The sequence below is a fragment of the Ruegeria arenilitoris genome (assembly GCF_013032445.1).
Classification (GTDB): Bacteria; Pseudomonadota; Alphaproteobacteria; order Rhodobacterales; family Rhodobacteraceae; genus Ruegeria; species Ruegeria arenilitoris_F.
Genome location: NZ_WQCA01000005.1, coordinates 1 through 17,915, shown reverse-complemented (window position 1 = coordinate 17,915; position 17,915 = coordinate 1). Strand labels below are relative to the sequence as shown.

Here is a 17,915-nt window from a genome sequence, read left to right as displayed (position 1 = left end):
TGAGCAAAGTTGGCGTCAGTCGCCCTGCGCACCAATTAACGCATAAAGCTTGACTTTACGTCACCTTTTGACACAACATAATACTGATATTGATCAATAAATCATTGCGATGAACGGCTATGCGCGTCTTCTTCAGTTACACGGGAGAGAACGAGGCCACCACGTCGGCGATCGTTCGTTTTCTGAAAACCGAACTCTTCCGCCAAGCGGTTGAGAACGATATTGATGCGGTCGTCAACGACTGGAAAGAAACTCCGGTTGCCGCCGGCGCCAAGCTTATGGACGCCCTAAAAGAGCAAGTGGCCGAGTGCGATGTTTTTGTCGCTTTAGTCGGGGCCAGCTACGCCGAAAAAATCGCTAAAGAAGAAGCCGTTGAGCTGGCGCGCAGCTGGAAACCTGACAAGATGATCGTCCCGATCTTTCTTGACGGTTTTTCGTTGATGAACTGGAACGGAGTTCTTGAATCGACCATGCATCTTGAGGCTGGTCAGAACTTCCGCGATGTGTCCTACCTTGATTTGTCCCAATTCACCGAACCGCTTATTTTCCTGAAAAGTGGGCAGCCGACCCTGATGCCTGATCCGGAAAAGGCGATGCGGCTGACTGCCGAAAATATCGTCAATTGGATTCAGAAAATTCGGGCTGAACCTGCGCAGGACGACCCGGACGAAGAAACACAGCATGACGGAAAGAACCTTGTGGTGGCCGTGAGGTCCTTGGGCCCCCGGCCCGACGGCAAGGAAGATGAATACGCAGCTTACGACAAGCTAATGGATGCTCTGCCCGACACCCTTCCCAAAAACTATGAACTTGTCGACCTCAAGCATGAGGTAATGGTCCGAACGGATCTGAACGCCAGTGCGATGAAAGCATTCGATGGACGCCCTCGGGATGTTATCCTTCCAGGCGCCGATCAGTTTGTCGGCAGTCTGGTACAAGCCGCATCAGACGCGCCCGAGTCGCGCTTGCTTGCGACGCGCGTGGACGAATACCTCGGCGAAAAATCCGGTGCCCCGGGGCCGATTTCGCGCCAGTTTGTGTGGTATTCAGACACTGGTTCGATACCGGAGAAAGAACCTTACGGCACCAAGTTCGTTCATGGGGACGAACTGAGCGAGATTCTGAATGACGTGCTGCAAACCCCAATCGGGGCCAACCTGCTGTGGGAAGACCCGCCCGAAGTTCCCCTACGGTCCGAAGCACTTTTTGTGAATGTGCGCGAGAACTTCTTCAATCAGGCGGCAGCCGCAAATGAGAATGTCGCCCCGCCGCTAGAGGCGCTGACCATTCCCCTTGCCCTAGCCGATACGTTTGGCAACGCGGACAGGCTGCGGAGCATAGCCGACAAGAAACCCTCTGGTGTTCCGCTGGTAATCTTCATCACGGATCACGGGCTGAATGATTGGGAACGTGATAATCACAGCCGTGTTTATAACCACGTCGTGACACGGGCGAGCATCTACGAGGAAGCCGTTCTGGAGCATGCGCCCGAACGTATCCGTGAAGTATTCGGTGTGCTGGTGCAAAGTTATTCCAGCGTTGATTTACCCCAAAGCGTTCCGGGAAAACACAAGCTTTGGCGCAAACTGACCTGCAGAAAAGGAACCTCGTTGAAAGACGTCGAAGTGCAGGACCTGCGTGTCAGGCTGAACGCGTGGTGGGATTCAATTAATGCAGACGCCGTCCCGCACTAATCTTTGTGAGCCAGATGTCACCGCATAGCCCCGATCCCTTTCATGCCTTCAAAACGTATCGGGATGCGTTTTTGGCGGCGGTCGATGGTGGACAGGACGGTGATGGCGAACAAGAAAGCGCGCAGAGCTATGGGCTCATTTCGCCCTATGTCAGCCTTCGGTATTTCAACAACGAGACTACGGTTCTGCTGTCTGGCCGGGACCATATGCGAAAGCAGATTGTCAAACGCCTGAGCGAGACTCAGATCGTGTTTGTCATTGGCGGTTCCGGTTGCGGTAAATCTTCAGTCGTACGTGGTGCGGTCCTGAACCATCTCCGGTCCGCTGCCGTTCCCGTGGCTGGAAGACAAGGTTCCTGGGTTGCGGTTGATTTCCGGCCCGGCACCGATCCGGTCGAACAATTTGTGGCTGCTTTCGACCGACAGTTTTTTGGAATGCTGCTGAAAAGTGCAGCATACAAAGACAAGATACTGGAGTACTTTTTCAAACGGTCTGGAGATGCGTCAGCACAAGACGGTCTCGTCTCGATGTTGCGAAAACAGATGCGGGATGACCTGACGGTCGACGTCGGCCTACCGCGCGGGGAAGAGCCTAAACCCGAAGCCCCCCCGCTCCACTCAGGAATGACTTCCGCGTTTCGCTGGGTTCGAAATCTTACGCGTGCAGTGCAATCGAAAGAGCGGGATGACAGCGCGTCGGGACCGGACGCCGAACCAAATCTTGCACTGCTGATAGATCAGTTCGAAGAGATTTTCCGATCAAATGTCAACAAGCAGGAAGCCGAGGACCTGTTCTCGATGATCCGCTGCGTGCATCAGCAAAAGCCGCCCGGTGTGTTCCTGCTGATCACCATGCGAGCCGAGGATCTACATCGCTGTTCGCAGGTGCCCGGAATTGCCGATATCGTCAACGAGTCAGTCTTTCTGCTGGACATGATGGGCCGCCGCGAGTTGCGACAGGCGATTTATGAACCTGCCCGAAAGGTTTTGGATCAATGGGATGTGCGATATGACCGCACAACCGAAACCGCGCCCTACGATCCAGAGGTGGTGGAACGCATACTGGACGACGTCGAAGCCTTGCGCGACCGGCTTGAACACCCGCTGGATCACCTCCCTCTGTTTGAACATGCCCTTACGGACCTTTGGTACAGAAAAATTCGGGATCTGGATGATAATAAGGATCAACGTCCGTTTCAGGTACGAATGGAAGATCTGGAAACAGCCTGGCCCAATATGCACAAGGTCCAAGGCAAATGGCTCCAGAACGCTTTGCGAGACGACGTAAAGGAAGCGCTAGTTGAGGCCGAGCAAAAGTTTGTTGAAGTCTGGAGCGCAGCGCAGCCGGAAGCACCCGAAAAACCGGGGAAAGTCGCAGACGCAGCGCTGAGGGCTGCGTTGTGTGCAATCACTTCCAAAGATGAGAATGAACGATTTTATCGAGAATTCATTAATCCGACAGAGCTTGTCGAACAGCGCATGGCCTCAACAGAGTCCTTTGGCCCGGATCAGGACGCCACAACCCGCGCGCTCAGCGCTGCTTTGGACGTTCTGGTGCAGCACGGGTTCCTTGTACGAAGCGAGGTTAACGAGCGTCATCAATATGACGTTACGCACGAAGCGCTGATCCGCAATTCCGCAATCCGCGACTGGGTGGACCGGGAAGCCGAAGTTTTCAGCGCGTTAAACCGAACGTTGGATGCGGACGCGGTGATCGAGACCGACTATCCAAAACTTGCGGTACTGTTCGAAGACAAAAAGTCGGACTTCATCCGCAACGTACACTACCGCAGAACCTTCTCGTTGAACTGGATAGTACGTGCCCTGCGGCGTCGCAAGGAACAAGCGCGCGAGCACCAGGAGGACGCAGCGGGCACCTTCGGAAAGCGCGATATTGCACGAGCACGGGACCTCTTCCTAGAAAAAAAGCAAAGCAAGCTCGACGATCTGGACCGGGAAAAATCCGAGGCAACACGCGCTATTCGAGAGCGATTGAAAGAGCAACGCCGAACGCTGAAAGAACAGAAAAAACGAGCGCGGCTGGCGATTGTCGCGACGGCGGCCGTCGTGACTATCGGATGGCTTGGGATCGCAGCATTGAAAGGGAACACCGCGGACCGCGAAAAAGAGATTTTGCGGAGTGAGAACGAGGGCTTGAAGGCAGGCTATGCTTTGATGCGCGACGCATTGGATCATCTCGATCGCGCATATGGTCTCTATAACCAGCACGCCATAGGACGTAGCAATCGGGTTGCAATGAAACGTGAGGGATGGGCGAATGAAACCTTACTCGGATTGGTGCCGTGGATGGAGAAAGATTTTTCGCAACACGCCACCCTGAGCGCGCGGGCAGAGATTGATGGCCGCATGCGCCAGCTGTTTGGAACCGGCTATCAGGTTCTGTCCTGGAACCGGTTCGAGGAACTCGTAAGTGACCCGGTGGAACACAAACTGGACTGCATCAAAATCGGCAACGGTAAGGACCAAACTATTCGCTTGGGCAATACCGGAGCCGTTTTGCACTATACGAAGTCTGCAGGAATCAGATTTGCACGGAACGACGGGTCGGGCAACGCTGGTGAAACGTTGAATACGCGGGATTTGCCACCAAACCTGGGGTTTGAACAGGGTCAAAAGGGGCAGGTTTGCACGAACCCAGAACTTGAAGAATTAGACACTGGCCAGTTTCTGGTTATTTCAAAGAATAGGCTACCTTCAAAGGGTATCGCGTCGTCAACGATCCCCGAAGTGATCATGGTGCATGGTTTAATCCGCGACAACGAAGAACAGGAACAGGACAGGTTGAAGCTGCGCAGATTGGGATCTCCGCATTCCATCGACACGTCTTTCTTAGATCCAGAGTCGTTCAACGCCGGTAATCCCTTTGGGCCTGACATCGGCTCACGCGCAGAAGGTACGATCAAGGTTGGAACGCATGGGTTGATTGGTGTCAAAATGCAGAACTCTCACCTGAAAGGCTCTGACAAAGGCGTAAAAGAGTTTGCCGTGATCTTTCATCCGGAACTGGCCCAACCTGTTCGGGAGAAAAACAAAAAAGTCCCACAAGGTGACGCGGCGAACCTGCACAGTTTCAGTAACTTGACACTCAACGACCAAAGCGCGGTCTACCTTTCATTGGATGACCTCGAAGTCCACAAGATCGGTCACAAGATGATGCTTCATGTGCTGACATCACGCTGCGAAGGCAGACCCCCCTTGGTCACGATCACTTTGGTCGTTCCGAATGAAAACCAGCAGAAGTCACCGGGCAATTTTGACGAAATAAAAGCGAGGTGCGAAGAGGACCGGTTGAAACCCTCGGACAGTTATGAGGCATCGGGACCAGTACAGTTTGAGATTTCGGCCAAGCATTTGGCACTTGAGGAAACCGAGGGTCACGAGATTCTCTTGATCCAGGACGAAGGTGGAGATGTATGGCGCTATCCCGTTGCGTATGACGTCGATGCTGTTCTCGAGTTTCTGAGGACCTTCCGTGATCTCGCCGAGAAAGAACATATGGGTCAGAGCGGAGAAAATTGATCAAAGTTATGGTATACTTACCAAAAGCACGCCCAGCGACACATGCGGAGGTCATCTTGAGTGTCCAGAGTGATACGAAACATATCTAAGCCCCTGCTACTGGCCATGCTGTGGATGGCGCAGACCGTTGGAATTGGCTCAGCGTCGACGCAACCTGCCGACGCGATAGATCGGTTGGATGAGATTTCCGAGGCGTGGCGAGCTTATGAAGGTGAAGATCATTCAAACGATGAAGACGGTCCGCAGATTTCGCAACTCTGGTGCAACGGCTGCTGGAACAACTGGAACAACTGGGTCAACTGGGGAGATTGGAACGATTGGCCAAACTGGGGCAACTGGGTGAACTGGTAAACCGGAAACGTTACGGCGGTCGAACCGATTTGCTCGTGTTGCAAGGCACACCCTTTTGCAACCTCGACTGTACCTATTGTTATCTGCCCAGCCGCGACGACAAGCGACGCATGTCGCACGAAACCGTGGCGGCGGCTGGCCGTTGGATGGCCAGAGCAGGCCTGGCCGCAAAAAAAATGACGGTGGTTTGGCATGCGGGCGAACCGATGGTTCTGCCGCGTGATTGGTATGCCAGAGCCATCGACATCCTCAATGAAACCCTCGGCAAAAACACTAAAATCACCCACGCATTCCAAACCAACGGCGTTTTGGTGAACGAAGAGTGGTGTCGCTTTTTCCGAGATCACAAGATCAAAGTGGGTGTCAGCATGGACGGGCCCGCTGTCATTCATGACGCTCATCGCCTGACACGATCTCAAATCGGCACCTTCAAATCCGTCATCAAAGGATATCGCTTACTAGCCCACGAAGGGCTGGATCCAACCGTGATTGCCGTTGTTTCCAAAACTACGCTCCGCCACAAGGATGCGTTCATCCGTTTCTTCGATGACCTGAACCCACGCCAACTGGGTTTGAATTTTGAAGAACAAGAAGGAGAGAATGCAACTTCTACGCTAGACACGGCGAACGACAGAGAGATGGAGCAGTTTCTGACCAAACTGGTCGGCCATGCTTTGCGAACCGGGCGCCCTCGTCTACGAGAAATGGAAGCGATGATACAAGTCCTGCGGTATTCCGGCAAACCGCGCGCCCTGCGACATCAGGAGAATACGCCATTTCGTATTGTAACTATAGATGCCGATGGTGGGTTTCACACGTTTTCACCTGAATTGGCCGGGGCCGCAGTGGCCAACTTTGATGGATCACCTTTCGGAAATGTCTTCCAAGACAGCCTTTCGGATATTTTGGCTGATCCCAGATTTCGCGATACGCAACGTGAGATTGATCTGGGCGTCGCGATGTGCGCCCAGAATTGCAAGTATTTTCGGATTTGCGGCGGCGGTGGACCATCCAACAAGTTGGGCGAATCCGGACGTTTCGATATCGCCGAGACACGGCACTGCCAGATCTCCATGAAGTTACTCTCGGAGGTAATTCTGAGCGAAATCGAACAATCCTTGAGGAAAGATACTGGGAAAACCAAGATCGACCTCAAGTGAGCTCTGAAGAAATTTTGCTAACATGCAATATCCAATATCGTTTTCAGGCTGCAGGCCTAGCCAAAACGAAGATGTTAGCTCGTTTCTTCTATGCCCTAGAAGGACCGGAACGTTGGCCTGCTCAAACATTGCTTGTGTGGTTCCCCCCACTCTGCATGGCCCCGGCATCGCGCCAACAAAAGCCCTATTCGGTTATCAAAAAAAGTACAGCGGGACGACCGAAGCAGGTCTGACAGACTTTCAGCCTTAACTTCAGAAATGCAGAGCTTGGCCCAGAGCCTTCAAACACGCTTCCTGTAAGCCTTCAGATTGTGTCGGGTGTGCGTGGATGGTTGCACCGATGTCCTCAAGGCAGGCGCCCATTTCGAGGGCGATCGAGAACGCCGCCGAAAGTTCCGACATCTGCGCACCGACAGCCTGAATGCCCACGACAGCATGGTCGCCTTCGCGCCAGACCACGCGGACAAAACCGTCTTCACGTTCGCAAGTCATGGCCCGCCCGTTGGCTGCCAACGGGAATTCAGTGGCTTTTGTGCCGTCAATCTCGCCGGGCAAAGCGCCACAGGTGACGATCTCGGGATCGGTGAAACAAACCGCCGGGATCGCGCGTTTGTCCCACTCTACGGTGTGACCCGCGATATGTTCGGCAACCATTTTGCCCTGCGCCATGGCGCGATGCGCAAGCATGGGCTCACCCGTAACGTCCCCGATTGCATAAATGCCCCGCATTGAGCTCTGACAGGTCTCGTCGATCTGGATGAACGGCCCATTAAGGGTTAGCGACAGTTCTTCGACCCCGATGCCGTGGGTGCGCGGGCGGCGGCCGACGGTCACCAGTACCTTGTCGGCCTCAACATTGCCCCGATCCGTGGCCAAAACACCATCTGAAAAGCCTTGCGCCTTGGTGCCAGTCATAACCGTGACATCCAGAGCGGCCAGACGTTTCGCCACCGGTGCGGTCAGCGCTTTATCATAGGTGGGCAGAATGCGGGATTCCGCCTCGACCACGGTGACCTTGGTACCCAGTTTGGCAAAGGCCGTACCCAGTTCCAGCCCAATATAACCGCCGCCAACAACGGCAAGGCTTTCAGGCACGTCACCCAACGCCAGAGCTTCGGTCGAGGAAAGGATATCGCCGCCAAATGGCAGGAAGGGCAGTTCGACCGGGGCCGAGCCCGACGCGATGACGATGTAATCGGCGCTGATTTCGCGGCTCTCGCCATCGGCATCGCTGACCGAAACGGTCTTGCCATCCAGAAAACGGGCGCGGCCCGACATGAACCTGACACCTGCCTTTTTCATCAGGCCTGAGACACCGGCATTCAGCCTACTGACGACACCATCTTTCCAGGCAACAGTTTTGGCGAGATCGATTGCCGGGGCAGCGGCGGTGATGCCCAACGGGCCGTCATTCACCGCTGTGATCCGATGAAATTCGTCAGCTGCGTGGATCAGTGCCTTGGACGGGATGCAGCCCACATTCAGACAGGTGCCGCCGGGCTTGGCTTCGTCCACTATGATCGTGTCGATGCCCAACTGGCCCGCACGAATGGCGCAGACATACCCGCCAGGACCAGCGCCGATGATCAGCAACTTGCATTTCAGGTCTGACATTCAGCCCTCCACAAACAACATGGCCGGGGTTTCCAGCAGGGATTTCAATTTCTGCACGAAGACTGCCGCATCCCAGCCATCGACCACACGATGATCGAAGCTGCACGAGATGTTCATCATCTTGCGCGGTTGGAACTGCTGACCGTCCCAGACCGGGCGGATCTGCATTTTGTTGACGCCGACGATTGCCACTTCGGGGTGGTTGATGATCGGGGTGGTGGCCAACGCGCCCAGCGGTCCGAGGGAGGTGATTGTAATGGTTCCGCCCTGCAGTTCCTCGCGCTTGATCGTTCCGTCACGTGCGGCTTCGGCCAGACGGGTCAACTCAGCGGCATTGTCCCACAGGCTGCCCGCTTCGGCGTGGCGGATCACCGGCACGTTCAGCCCATTTGGCGTCTGGGTGGCGATGCCCACATGCACTCCGCCATGACGATGGATGACACCGGCCTCGTCATCAAAACGCGCGTTCAGTCCGGGCTGTTCACGCACCGCCTCAACAATCGCGCGCATCAGGAATGGCAGCATGGTCAGCTTTGGCCTATCACCCTTGTGTTTGTCGTTCAGAGCCACCCGCAAGGCGTCGAGAGACTCGATTTCGACCTCTTCGACGATGGTGATATGCGGGATCTGGCGTTTCGAAAGCTGCATCTTTTCGGCGATCTTGCGACGCATCCCAATGACGCGCACTTCTTCGATGCCGGTATTTGCGCCGCGGGTGATCTGACCCTGCTGAATGCCACCCGAGGCAATCCACTGATCCAGATCACTGTGGCTGATCCGCGAGGCTGGCCCGGACCCCGGCACTTGACGCAGGTCGATCCCTTCTTCCCGGGCACGGGCGCGAACGGAAGGTGAGGCAAGCGGCTTGGTGCCTTGGGCGCGCGCCACCGCAGGTGCGGCCCGCTCGGGAGCCTTTTCAGGTTCAGGCTTAGGCTCGACCGTCGACTCTGGTTCAGGCTCCGGCGCAACTTCGGTCGCCTCGGCCACAGCAGGCACTTCGCCTTCGTTGCCTTCGCCGTCGACCTCGATGCGGATCAGAGTAGCGCCAACGGCCATCAACTCGCCGATCTCGCCCCCCAATTCCAGAACCTTGCCTTCCACGGATGATGGCACTTCGACCGCAGCTTTGTCGGTCATTACCACAGCCAGAATATCGTCCTCCCTGACAATATCGCCGGGTTTGACCAGCCATTCGGTCAACTCGGCCTCGGCAATTCCTTCACCTATGTCCGGAAGGCGGATGGTATGAACGCCCATGACTCAGTCCTCCATGACGGTGTTGAGGGCTTCACCCACCCGCGCGGGGCCCGGGAAATACTGCCATTCCTGAGCATGCGGATAAGGTGTGTCCCACCCGGTGACCCGGATAATTGGCGCTTCGAGGTGATAGAAGCATTCCTCCTGCACGAGGCTCAGCAGCTCGGCGCCAAATCCGCAAGTGCGTGTGGCTTCATGCACAATCACGCAGCGGCCGGTTTTTTGCACCGAGGCGGTGATCGTTTCCAGATCCAACGGCATGAGCGTTCGCAGGTCGATCACCTCGGCGTCAACGCCGGTTTCCTTTGCCGCAGCCTCGGCCACGTAAACCATGGTCCCATAGGCCAGCACGGTCACGTCCGCCCCCTTGCGAGTGACTTTGGCCTTTCCCAGAGGCACGATCTCATCGCCTTCAGGAACGTCGCCTTCGGCATGCTTTTTCCAGGTTGTCAGCGGCTTGTCGTGGTGCCCGTCAAACGGCCCGTTGTAGAGACGCTTCGGCTCCAGGAAAATCACCGGATCAGGGTCGGCAATCGAGGCAAGCAACAGCCCTTTGGCGTCCGCAGGGTTTGACGGCATCACCACCTTGAGGCCCGACACATGGGTAAACAGAGCCTCTGGGCTCTGGCTGTGGGTCTGGCCGCCGAAAATACCGCCGCCCGTGGGCATGCGGATGACAAGCGGGCAGGTGAAATCGGCGTTCGAGCGGTGGCGCAGACGCGCGGCCTCACTGACGATCTGGTCATAGGCGGGATAGACATAATCGGCGAACTGAATCTCGATCACCGGTTTCAGGCCATAGGCGGCCATACCGATTGCAGTACCGACGATGCCGCTTTCATTGATCGGCGCGTCGAAGCAGCGGCTCTTGCCGTATTTCTCCTGCAAACCGGCGGTGCAGCGGAATACCCCGCCAAAGAACCCAACATCCTCACCGAATACAACCACACGGTCGTCAGCCGCCATGGCCACGTCATGGGCATCGCGAATGGCTTCGATCATTGTCATTTGGGCCATCTCTCAATACCCCGCCTGCTGACGCTGCCGGACCAGATGCGGCGGCATTGTTTCATAGACGCCTTCGAACATGTCGCGCGGGGATGGTACCTTGCCGTCGCCCAAGGTGCCGATGCTCTCGGCCTGTTTCTGCGTCGCAATGACCTCATCCATGATTTCGGCCTCGGCCTGGGTATGGCGTTCCTCGGACCATTCACCGATCGCGATTAGATGCTGTTTCAGTCGCTTTATTGGGTCGCCCAGCGGCCAGGCACTGGCTTCCTCACCCGAACGATAGGCTGAAGGGTCGTCTGACGAAGAATGTCCGCCCGCACGGTAAGTCACGTACTCAATCAAGGTCGGACCCAACCCCCGGCGCGCACGTTCGGCGGCCCATTTGGCGACCGCATGAACGGCCAGATAGTCGTTGCCATCGACACGAAGCGAGGGAATGCCGAACCCATGACCGCGCGCGGCAAATGTGCCAACACCACCCCGGGCGATCCCCTGGAAGGTCGAGATAGCCCATTGGTTATTGACGATGTTCAGGACCACCGGCGCCTTGTAGGTAGAGGCAAATACCATCGCCGCATGAAAATCGCTTTCCGCGGTTGAACCGTCGCCGATCCAGCCAGCGGCAATCTTGGTATCCCCCGAAATGGCCGAGGCCATAGCCCAGCCCACCGATTGCACAAACTGCGTGCCCAGGTTGCCTGAGATAGAAAAGAACCCGTGTTCCTTCGAGGTATACATAATTGGCAACTGCCGCCCGTGCAGCGGGTCATCGGCATTGGAATAGATCTGGTTCATCATCGTAAGCATCGGATAGTCCACCGCGACCAGAAGGCCGGCCTGACGATATGTCGGGAAGTTCATGTCACCGGGGCGCAACGCACGGGCAAAGGCACAGCTGATCGCCTCCTCGCCCAAATGCTGCATATAGAAACTTGTCTTGCCTTGGCGCTGCGCCATCAGCATGCGCTTGTCAAAGGCGCGCAGGGTCAGCATATGGCGTAAGCCGGTGCGCAGTTCATCTGGTGTCATTGCACCTGCCCATTCACCGATGGCCTGCCCTTCTTTATTCAGAACCCGAACAATCGAAAAAGCCATGTCACGAATGTCATCCGCGGCGACATCGACCGGCGGCCGGAGGACCTCACCAGCGCGGGGGATTTCAAAGTCTGAAAAATCCGGCGTATCGCCTGGGCGGCATCCTGGTTCAGGCACGTTCAGCGAAAGCGGTCTGAGTTCTTCGCTCATGCTGCACCCTCCTGTCGATGGTTACAGGCGCGTTCGAGAATATCATCGACAATCTGATCGGCGACCCTTGTGGTCGATCGGCCAGTGCGCCGTGAAGTTGCGAGGATCTCGGCAATACGCGCCGCGATCTCTTTGAGCCTGGACTGGCGGTATGTCTCACCCGCCCTATGGATTTCACCGGCCACGCTGATGATGCCACCCGCATTGACGACATAGTCTGGCAGGTAACGAATTCCGCTTGCGCGGAGGGTTTCGGCCACAGAGTCTTCGGCCAATTGGTTGTTGGCTGCGCCGCAGACCAGACGCGCCGACAGCTTCTCTGCGCTGCTATGGGTCAGAATGCCACCCAGAGCACATGGCGCGAAAACATCCACCTGCACGTCAAAGACCTGATCCACAGGGCAGATATCCGCACGTAACCGGTCGCGGGCCAAGTCCAGCGCGGCCTGATTGATATCTGATACGATAAGTGACGCACCAGCGGCATACAATTTTTCCGCCAGGCTCATGCCCACATGGCCCAGGCCTTGCACCAGCACGCGGCGTCCGGTCAGATCGTCGCTGCCGAACACGTCGCTGGCACCAACCTTCAGGCATTGGAAAACCCCTTCGGCAGTAAAGGGTGACGGGTCGCCGCTGCCATGCTCACCCTCTTCTAGGCCAACGGCGAAATCCGTTTCCTCTGCAACAATCCGAATATCTTCGGGCGAGAAACCCACATCTTCGGCCGTATAATACTGCCCCTCCAGCGCATCGACAGCCCGACCAAAGGCGCGCAGCAATTCCGGTGTTTTGTCTTTGCGGGCATCGCCGATAATCACCGATTTGCCACCGCCCAGCCCGAGACCGGCCATGACATTCTTGGCCGTCATGCCGCGTGCCAGTCGCAACACGTCCTCACGCGCAGCGTCACGACTGTCGTAGGCCCACATTCGGCAGCCACCTGCCGCCGGGCCACAAACTGTCGAATGCAGGCAGATGAAGGCCTGTAACCCGGTGCTGGAATCCTCGACAAAGATCAGGCGTTCATATCCGGGCGGCGGTGTTTCTTCTGTCAGGATCAGGGGCATGATTTCACCATTTGTTTGTATGGCTGGGTTCAGTCGTTTCGATCAGTTAGGATCATCACTTCCAGCCTACGGTCCCGTGCCGGGTTGAAAAACTTCTTTTCCAGGGTATTTTGAAAGAAGCTGAGTGTTTATTGCTACCAATTGAAGGATTTATAGTGCCTTTCACTACAGATCAGGTGGATCGAGAGATTCTTCGCGCACTGCAAGAGGACGGACGAATGTCATTGGTCCAACTGTCGGAACGCATCGGTCTGTCCGCCACACCATGCAAACGCCGGTTGGCGCGCCTCGAGGAAACCGGGCTGATTTCGGGTTATAGCGCACGTATCGACCGTAAAACGGCGGGCTTTCCGATCACAGCTTTCGTCTCGGTCGAACTCGAGAGGCAAGACGCCGAAAAAGTGGCCGACTTTCAGCGTCAGGTCGCACTGTTTGATGAGGTGGTGACCGGAACATTGATGACCGGCGCACAGGATTTTCTGTTGGAAGTCGCGGTCGAAAGTCTCGAGGAGTTTGAGACCTTTCTGCAGACGAAACTAATGCGGCTGCCGGGTTTACGCGTTGTACGCTCGCGGTTCGCGCTACGCCAATTCATCAGTCGATCACGCATCCCATATTGAAAACCCCAGCCGGTCAATGACCCCGGTGGTGTTTTCCCTTAACTGGTTCGTGAATTTGCAGCTTTCGACTGGGTGCTGTCATACAAATTCGAACCAGTCTCAACTAGGCCAGTAGATCTGCCCTTTATGCCACACCAAGTTCGCGCCACTCGGCGAGAGCGGCGGAGCGTGTCCGCTTGAATGTGTCTCGGCTGGTGAGAGATCTTTCCTGGTTGAAGTGGTTGTAGACGGAAGAATGGACGGCGGCGAATTTATGCAAACTTCGCATGCGCCTGAAACGCTGCATGGAGCGTTCGCTTCGTCGAAACGGCAGGTGCGAATTCTCGACGCGGTTGTTGAGCCACCTGCCCGTCTGTTGTTTTTCGAGTGCACCCAGTTCTCTGAGCGCAGCCTTGTAGGACACGAAGCGATCCGTCACGATCTTTTCTAAACAGCCATGGCGCTTCATCGATTTCTTGAGGAATTTCAGTGCTGCAGCCTTGTTTCGGCGTTTGGTGACAACGGCTTCAAGCACCTCACCTTCGTGATCAACGGCCCGCCAAAGATAAAGCCGCTTGCCATTTACCTTCACAAAAACCTCATCCGCGTGCCACTTCCATTTGGAGAACGCGCGCAGCTGCTGAACACGCTTCTGTCTAATCTCAGCAGCAAAAACCGGCCCGAACCTGTTCCACCAATATCGGACAGTTTCCTGGCTCACGTCGATGCCTCGTTCATGCAGTAGATCTTCGACATTCCGAAGCGAGAGAGGGAATCGGATGTACAGCATCACTGCAAGGCGGATGATCTCGGGACTGGTTTTGAAGTATTTGTAAGAGGCAGGTTTGGTCATGGGCAAAAGCAACGTAACCGCCCTGCCCTGCTCAAGCAAAGTTCCTCTGACAAGACCCTCGTTGATGCTTGATCTCGCCTTAACCAAAAGCCTGATCCGCGACCTTGTCGCCATTTGACTCGTTCACATAAAGGAATATCGGCTCAAAACCGACCTCGGTAGAATGCTATTTTTGCCGCGATTGCGCTCGTATCGTCGACATACGCTGCGGGCGCAAATTCGGAAGCCGTTAATACTTCCGGATCGAAAGACAAAGCCGACCTCAAAACTCATTCGATCAAGTAATGACTCCGGCCCAAACTGCCAAGATCTCTGGAACTTTACACTGATAGCGGGTCAAAAACAGACCGGATTCTCGCACCCGAGACTGGCTTCCGGCTTCCCGTCTGAGAACACATTTCGCTTCTGAAAACGAGAAAATCTACGTAGAAAAATTCAATACCAAACCTTGTGATTTGAAGTAAAATTCGACGTCATGGCGCGTCAGTTAAGAATCGATGAAATTGAAGAACTTTGGGAACAAATCGCAGGAAACCTCGATGTAATTCCTTTGGATGACCTTCAAAGGGCGGTTGCGGCATTCGAAGAACCCCCGGTCTTTGAACACTTGAACTCTCTTCCCGACGCGTTTGGTTCAACCGACGCAGTGACCCGTGAACAATTTCTGGCGACGATTGCCTCCCTCAGCGGCGATTTGAATAGCCGACTGACAATTGCCTTTGATGTCTTCGATGAAAACCGTGACGGCCAAATAACTCCAGAGGAGTTGCAACAAACCCTTTTGGCGTTTGGGATTAGCAAGACCCGAATTGACCACTATTTCGCCGTGGCTGATAAAGACGGGGACGGAGCGATCGACTTTGATGAGTTCTGCAATATCGTTTCCAATGTGGGTCAGCGGCATCCGAACGCGTACCGTGATATCCATCTATCACACCTGACCCGATTGCCAATTCACAAAGTGGCATCGAGGTCATCAGTTAACATCCCGCGGGCGCTGTCGTCTAACAGCGCAGCTCGGCCGCGCGGTGAAGGTTCCTCGCGCTTGCAAATTCAAATTGGGCTTTTCCGACTGCTGCAAGGCGCTGCATACCGGAGTTTTCGGGAGAATTTCGCCGCTAACTACGAGACGCATCTAACCGCAAAAATAATGCCCTATTCCATCACCGAATTTGCGAAATTTACGGATAGCGCAATTGCACTCTACAAGGCACTGGGGATCGTCGAACCTTCGTGTTTTGAAGTCTTGGATGCTGTTCCCCGTTCCATTCGCGAAGAGCTTGAACGGCTTGATGAGCGTATCGCATCCTGGCCTCTGGTCGAAAAAACACTAGGCATGCTTGCCGAAGTCGAAAAGATGGAGGAGGAGCGCGAGGATAAATCCAAGACACGGCATGTTTTTGAGGCACTGGTTGAGTGCGCCCTGACGTTAAGGCGGAAGAACCTCGCGCCAGCGGACTTGTTCAACGGTGCGCTTGACCTTCACGAAGTAAAGCGGCTTCGGGCGATGGAGCTTTACCAAGACCGATCGGTGCGGGAACCCCGCTCGCACAGTGCGCCACTGGACTATCTGCAAGCTTGGAACCGGGTGATCGTGGACTCTGTCGAAGAAGAGATCGATGGTGCAATGATGCCGAGCCGCTACTGGTACGAAGACTACATGCCAAAGCTGCTTGCCGCCTGCAGCATCGGAACCGCCGAGGACATCGACGCCAACACGAACCCGAATGAAGCCGATCTTGACAACTGGTTCGCCGCTGCGCGCGCATCGGGCGAGTTCCATCCATTTGCTAACGCGGAAATGGAATGTTTTAAAAACTGCCGCCCGTCTCAAAAGCTCATGATAAAACAGGCTTGGCAGTTGACGCGGCATTACCTCAATGGCGTTCAGAAGCAAAGAGAGCGGCTAGAGTTCGGTCGGGAAACTGGTTCCTTGTCGCAATATGTGGCTTTCTTGGATGTCTACCTGGGGCGCAGCGATGTGCGCGATGCGGACATGCGGTTAAGCTTTCCCTATTTCATAGGTCCGGCGACGTGGCGTTTTCTTCATACGACTGCCGAGATTGTCTGCAGTCGCGATGACGAAGATCAGAAGATTTTGATCGCGTTGTTCAAGGATTTCTTCCGCTCATTTGCGGCGATGTATCCCTGTCCTTATTGCCGGTACCACCTCAATCGCTACGTCGTACGCAATTGTGAAGTGGAGTTCTATCCGCTCGAATTCCTGCTTTTAGGATGTGACCAAGGCAAAGACAAATTCGAGGCGACAATCGAGAACAAGCTCAGCACGATAACCGACGGCCGTTCGCTTCGCCTGTTTCTTTGGAAACTGCACAATGCCGTCTCTTCCTCGATCACGCGGACCGAGTCCTGGTTTCATCGAGACGAACACTCGTTTTACGCCAGCCGCTATTGGCCGAGCCTGAACGAAGAGCTGGCCTGTGCGCGCGCATTTGGAAGAACCGAGCTCCCCGTAGATCGGCTATCGCATTTGTCGGGATTGTTGAGGCCTGTTGGGCGCTTGGCGTCACTGCGTGGTCGTTGGCGGGGTATGCAGACGGTCGCAGCAACAACACAGTTGGCCACATTCATAGAAGACTCTCACGGACCGGTTCGCGATCTTGAAGAGGCTTTGGCGGCTGGTGAGTTTCTGGAAAAAACCTATCGGTTTGATCCGACACTGAAAGACGATGAGCCGCATTTTACGCCCGAGGAAGTAGCATATAGCCGTAGTGGTTTGTTTGTTGAAGCGTGACAGGACGTTTTCACGGTGCCTGGATTTCAATCGGGCGCGCAATGCAATTGTCGGTCATCGAAGAGTAGGAAGCCACATTGTCTGCTTGTGACGCCTCGCGATCTAACCCGTGCGCTTGCCAAGCAACGTTCACCGACGATTGCCGCTGCGGCGACCCTTGCTGCCGAAAAAACGAGGATTGGGTGCCGAGGAAAATTGACAGCTCAGCATTCATTTGCGGCACCACAAGATCGATGCAACCTGACACAGGTGCTGTCAGACGAATTCTAACCAGTCTCAGTTTGCCGCAGAAGCCGCGAACCTATCCGGAACAAAGTTGACGCCACTCGGCCAGGGCGGCGGTGCGTGTCAGCTTGAAGGTGTCTCGGCTGGTCAGCGATCTTTCCTGGTTGAAGTGGTTGTATACGGAGGAATGGACGGCGGCGAATTTCTGCAAACTTCGCATGCGCCTGAAACGTTGCATTTTGGTGCTGTCAGACAAATTCGAACCAGTCTTAGCCAGGCCAGTATAGCTGCCCCTTATGCCGCACCAAGTTCGCGCCACTCTGTGAGAGCGGCGGTGCGTGTCAGCTTGAAGGTGTCTCGGCAGGTAAGTGATCTTCCCTGGTTGAAGTGGTTGTAAACGGAGGAGTGGACGGAGGCGAATTTCTGCAAACTTCGCATACGCCTGAAACGCAGCATGGCCCGTTCTCTTCGTCGAAACGGCAGGTGTGAGTTCTCAACCCGATTATTAAGCCACCTGCCCGTCTGTTGTTTTTCGGTGGCTC

Annotated in this window: 14 protein-coding genes and 1 pseudogene; 6 read left to right on the top strand and 9 right to left on the bottom strand. The window is 55.3% G+C overall.

Features of this window, described 5'->3' with window-relative positions; all coding sequences use genetic code 11:
* Positions 1-119: 119 nt before the first annotated feature.
* Genes GOW98_RS07970 through grrM form a run of 4 tightly spaced genes read left to right on the top strand, consistent with a single transcriptional unit; the run spans position 120 to position 6,744 of the window.
* Complete coding sequence (locus GOW98_RS07970; protein ID WP_170330773.1) at positions 120-1,694, top strand: toll/interleukin-1 receptor domain-containing protein; 1,575 nt, start codon at positions 120-122, stop codon at positions 1,692-1,694.
* 14 nt (positions 1,695-1,708) lie between these two features.
* Positions 1,709-5,233 (top strand): nSTAND1 domain-containing NTPase, encoded by a 3,525-nt coding sequence (locus GOW98_RS07965; RefSeq protein WP_170330771.1) that lies wholly within the window; start codon positions 1,709-1,711, stop codon positions 5,231-5,233.
* 60 nt (positions 5,234-5,293) lie between these two features.
* Positions 5,294-5,584, top strand: coding sequence for a hypothetical protein (locus GOW98_RS07960; RefSeq protein ID WP_170330769.1), 291 nt, complete (start codon positions 5,294-5,296; stop codon positions 5,582-5,584).
* Positions 5,542-6,744, top strand: coding sequence for a cyclophane-forming radical SAM/SPASM peptide maturase GrrM/OscB (grrM, locus tag GOW98_RS07955; RefSeq protein ID WP_170330766.1), 1,203 nt, complete (start codon positions 5,542-5,544; stop codon positions 6,742-6,744). Before GOW98_RS07960 ends, grrM begins: the two co-directional genes overlap by 43 nt.
* A gap of 252 nt (positions 6,745-6,996) precedes the next feature.
* Here grrM and lpdA read toward each other — a convergent pair whose 3' ends face one another.
* The 5 genes from lpdA to GOW98_RS07930 are packed head-to-tail and all read right to left on the bottom strand — an operon-like array spanning position 6,997 to position 12,941.
* Positions 6,997-8,358, bottom strand: a complete 1,362-nt coding sequence (gene lpdA, locus GOW98_RS07950) for a dihydrolipoyl dehydrogenase (protein ID WP_170330764.1) — start codon at positions 8,356-8,358, stop codon at positions 6,997-6,999.
* Positions 8,359-9,615, bottom strand: a complete 1,257-nt coding sequence (locus tag GOW98_RS07945) for a dihydrolipoamide acetyltransferase family protein (RefSeq protein ID WP_170330762.1) — start codon at positions 9,613-9,615, stop codon at positions 8,359-8,361.
* A gap of 3 nt (positions 9,616-9,618) precedes the next feature.
* A complete protein-coding gene (locus tag GOW98_RS07940) occupies positions 9,619-10,632 on the bottom strand; it encodes an alpha-ketoacid dehydrogenase subunit beta (RefSeq protein WP_170330760.1) in 1,014 nt (337 codons plus the stop codon).
* A gap of 3 nt (positions 10,633-10,635) precedes the next feature.
* Complete coding sequence (locus tag GOW98_RS07935) at positions 10,636-11,871, bottom strand: 3-methyl-2-oxobutanoate dehydrogenase (2-methylpropanoyl-transferring) subunit alpha (protein WP_170330758.1); 1,236 nt, start codon at positions 11,869-11,871, stop codon at positions 10,636-10,638.
* Positions 11,868-12,941 (bottom strand): Leu/Phe/Val dehydrogenase, encoded by a 1,074-nt coding sequence (locus GOW98_RS07930; protein ID WP_170330756.1) that lies wholly within the window; start codon positions 12,939-12,941, stop codon positions 11,868-11,870. The genes GOW98_RS07935 and GOW98_RS07930 overlap by 4 nt, the downstream gene beginning before the upstream one ends.
* Positions 12,942-13,093: 152 nt before the next feature.
* Between GOW98_RS07930 and GOW98_RS07925 the strand changes: the two genes are divergently transcribed.
* Positions 13,094-13,561, top strand: a complete 468-nt coding sequence (locus GOW98_RS07925; RefSeq protein ID WP_170331350.1) for an Lrp/AsnC family transcriptional regulator — start codon at positions 13,094-13,096, stop codon at positions 13,559-13,561.
* 124 nt (positions 13,562-13,685) lie between these two features.
* On the opposite strand, the gene GOW98_RS07920 is transcribed toward GOW98_RS07925, so the two are convergent.
* Complete coding sequence (locus tag GOW98_RS07920) at positions 13,686-14,393, bottom strand: IS6 family transposase (RefSeq protein WP_170330753.1); 708 nt, start codon at positions 14,391-14,393, stop codon at positions 13,686-13,688.
* A gap of 475 nt (positions 14,394-14,868) precedes the next feature.
* On the opposite strand from GOW98_RS07920, the gene GOW98_RS07915 reads away from it, so the two are divergent.
* Positions 14,869-17,148, top strand: a complete 2,280-nt coding sequence (locus tag GOW98_RS07915) for an EF-hand domain-containing protein (protein WP_170330752.1) — start codon at positions 14,869-14,871, stop codon at positions 17,146-17,148.
* Between the two features lie 10 nt (positions 17,149-17,158).
* On the opposite strand, the gene GOW98_RS07910 is transcribed toward GOW98_RS07915, so the two are convergent.
* From GOW98_RS07910 to GOW98_RS07900, 3 genes and pseudogenes are all read right to left on the bottom strand, one after another.
* Positions 17,159-17,362 (bottom strand): hypothetical protein, encoded by a 204-nt coding sequence (locus GOW98_RS07910; protein ID WP_170330750.1) that lies wholly within the window; start codon positions 17,360-17,362, stop codon positions 17,159-17,161.
* 87 nt (positions 17,363-17,449) lie between these two features.
* Positions 17,450-17,611 (bottom strand): annotated as a pseudogene (locus tag GOW98_RS07905) (IS6 family transposase); the annotation flags it as partial.
* Positions 17,612-17,667: 56 nt separating this feature from the next.
* Positions 17,668-17,915, bottom strand: a 248-nt coding sequence (locus tag GOW98_RS07900; protein WP_170330748.1) for a DDE-type integrase/transposase/recombinase, incomplete at its 5' end; no start/stop codon positions are given.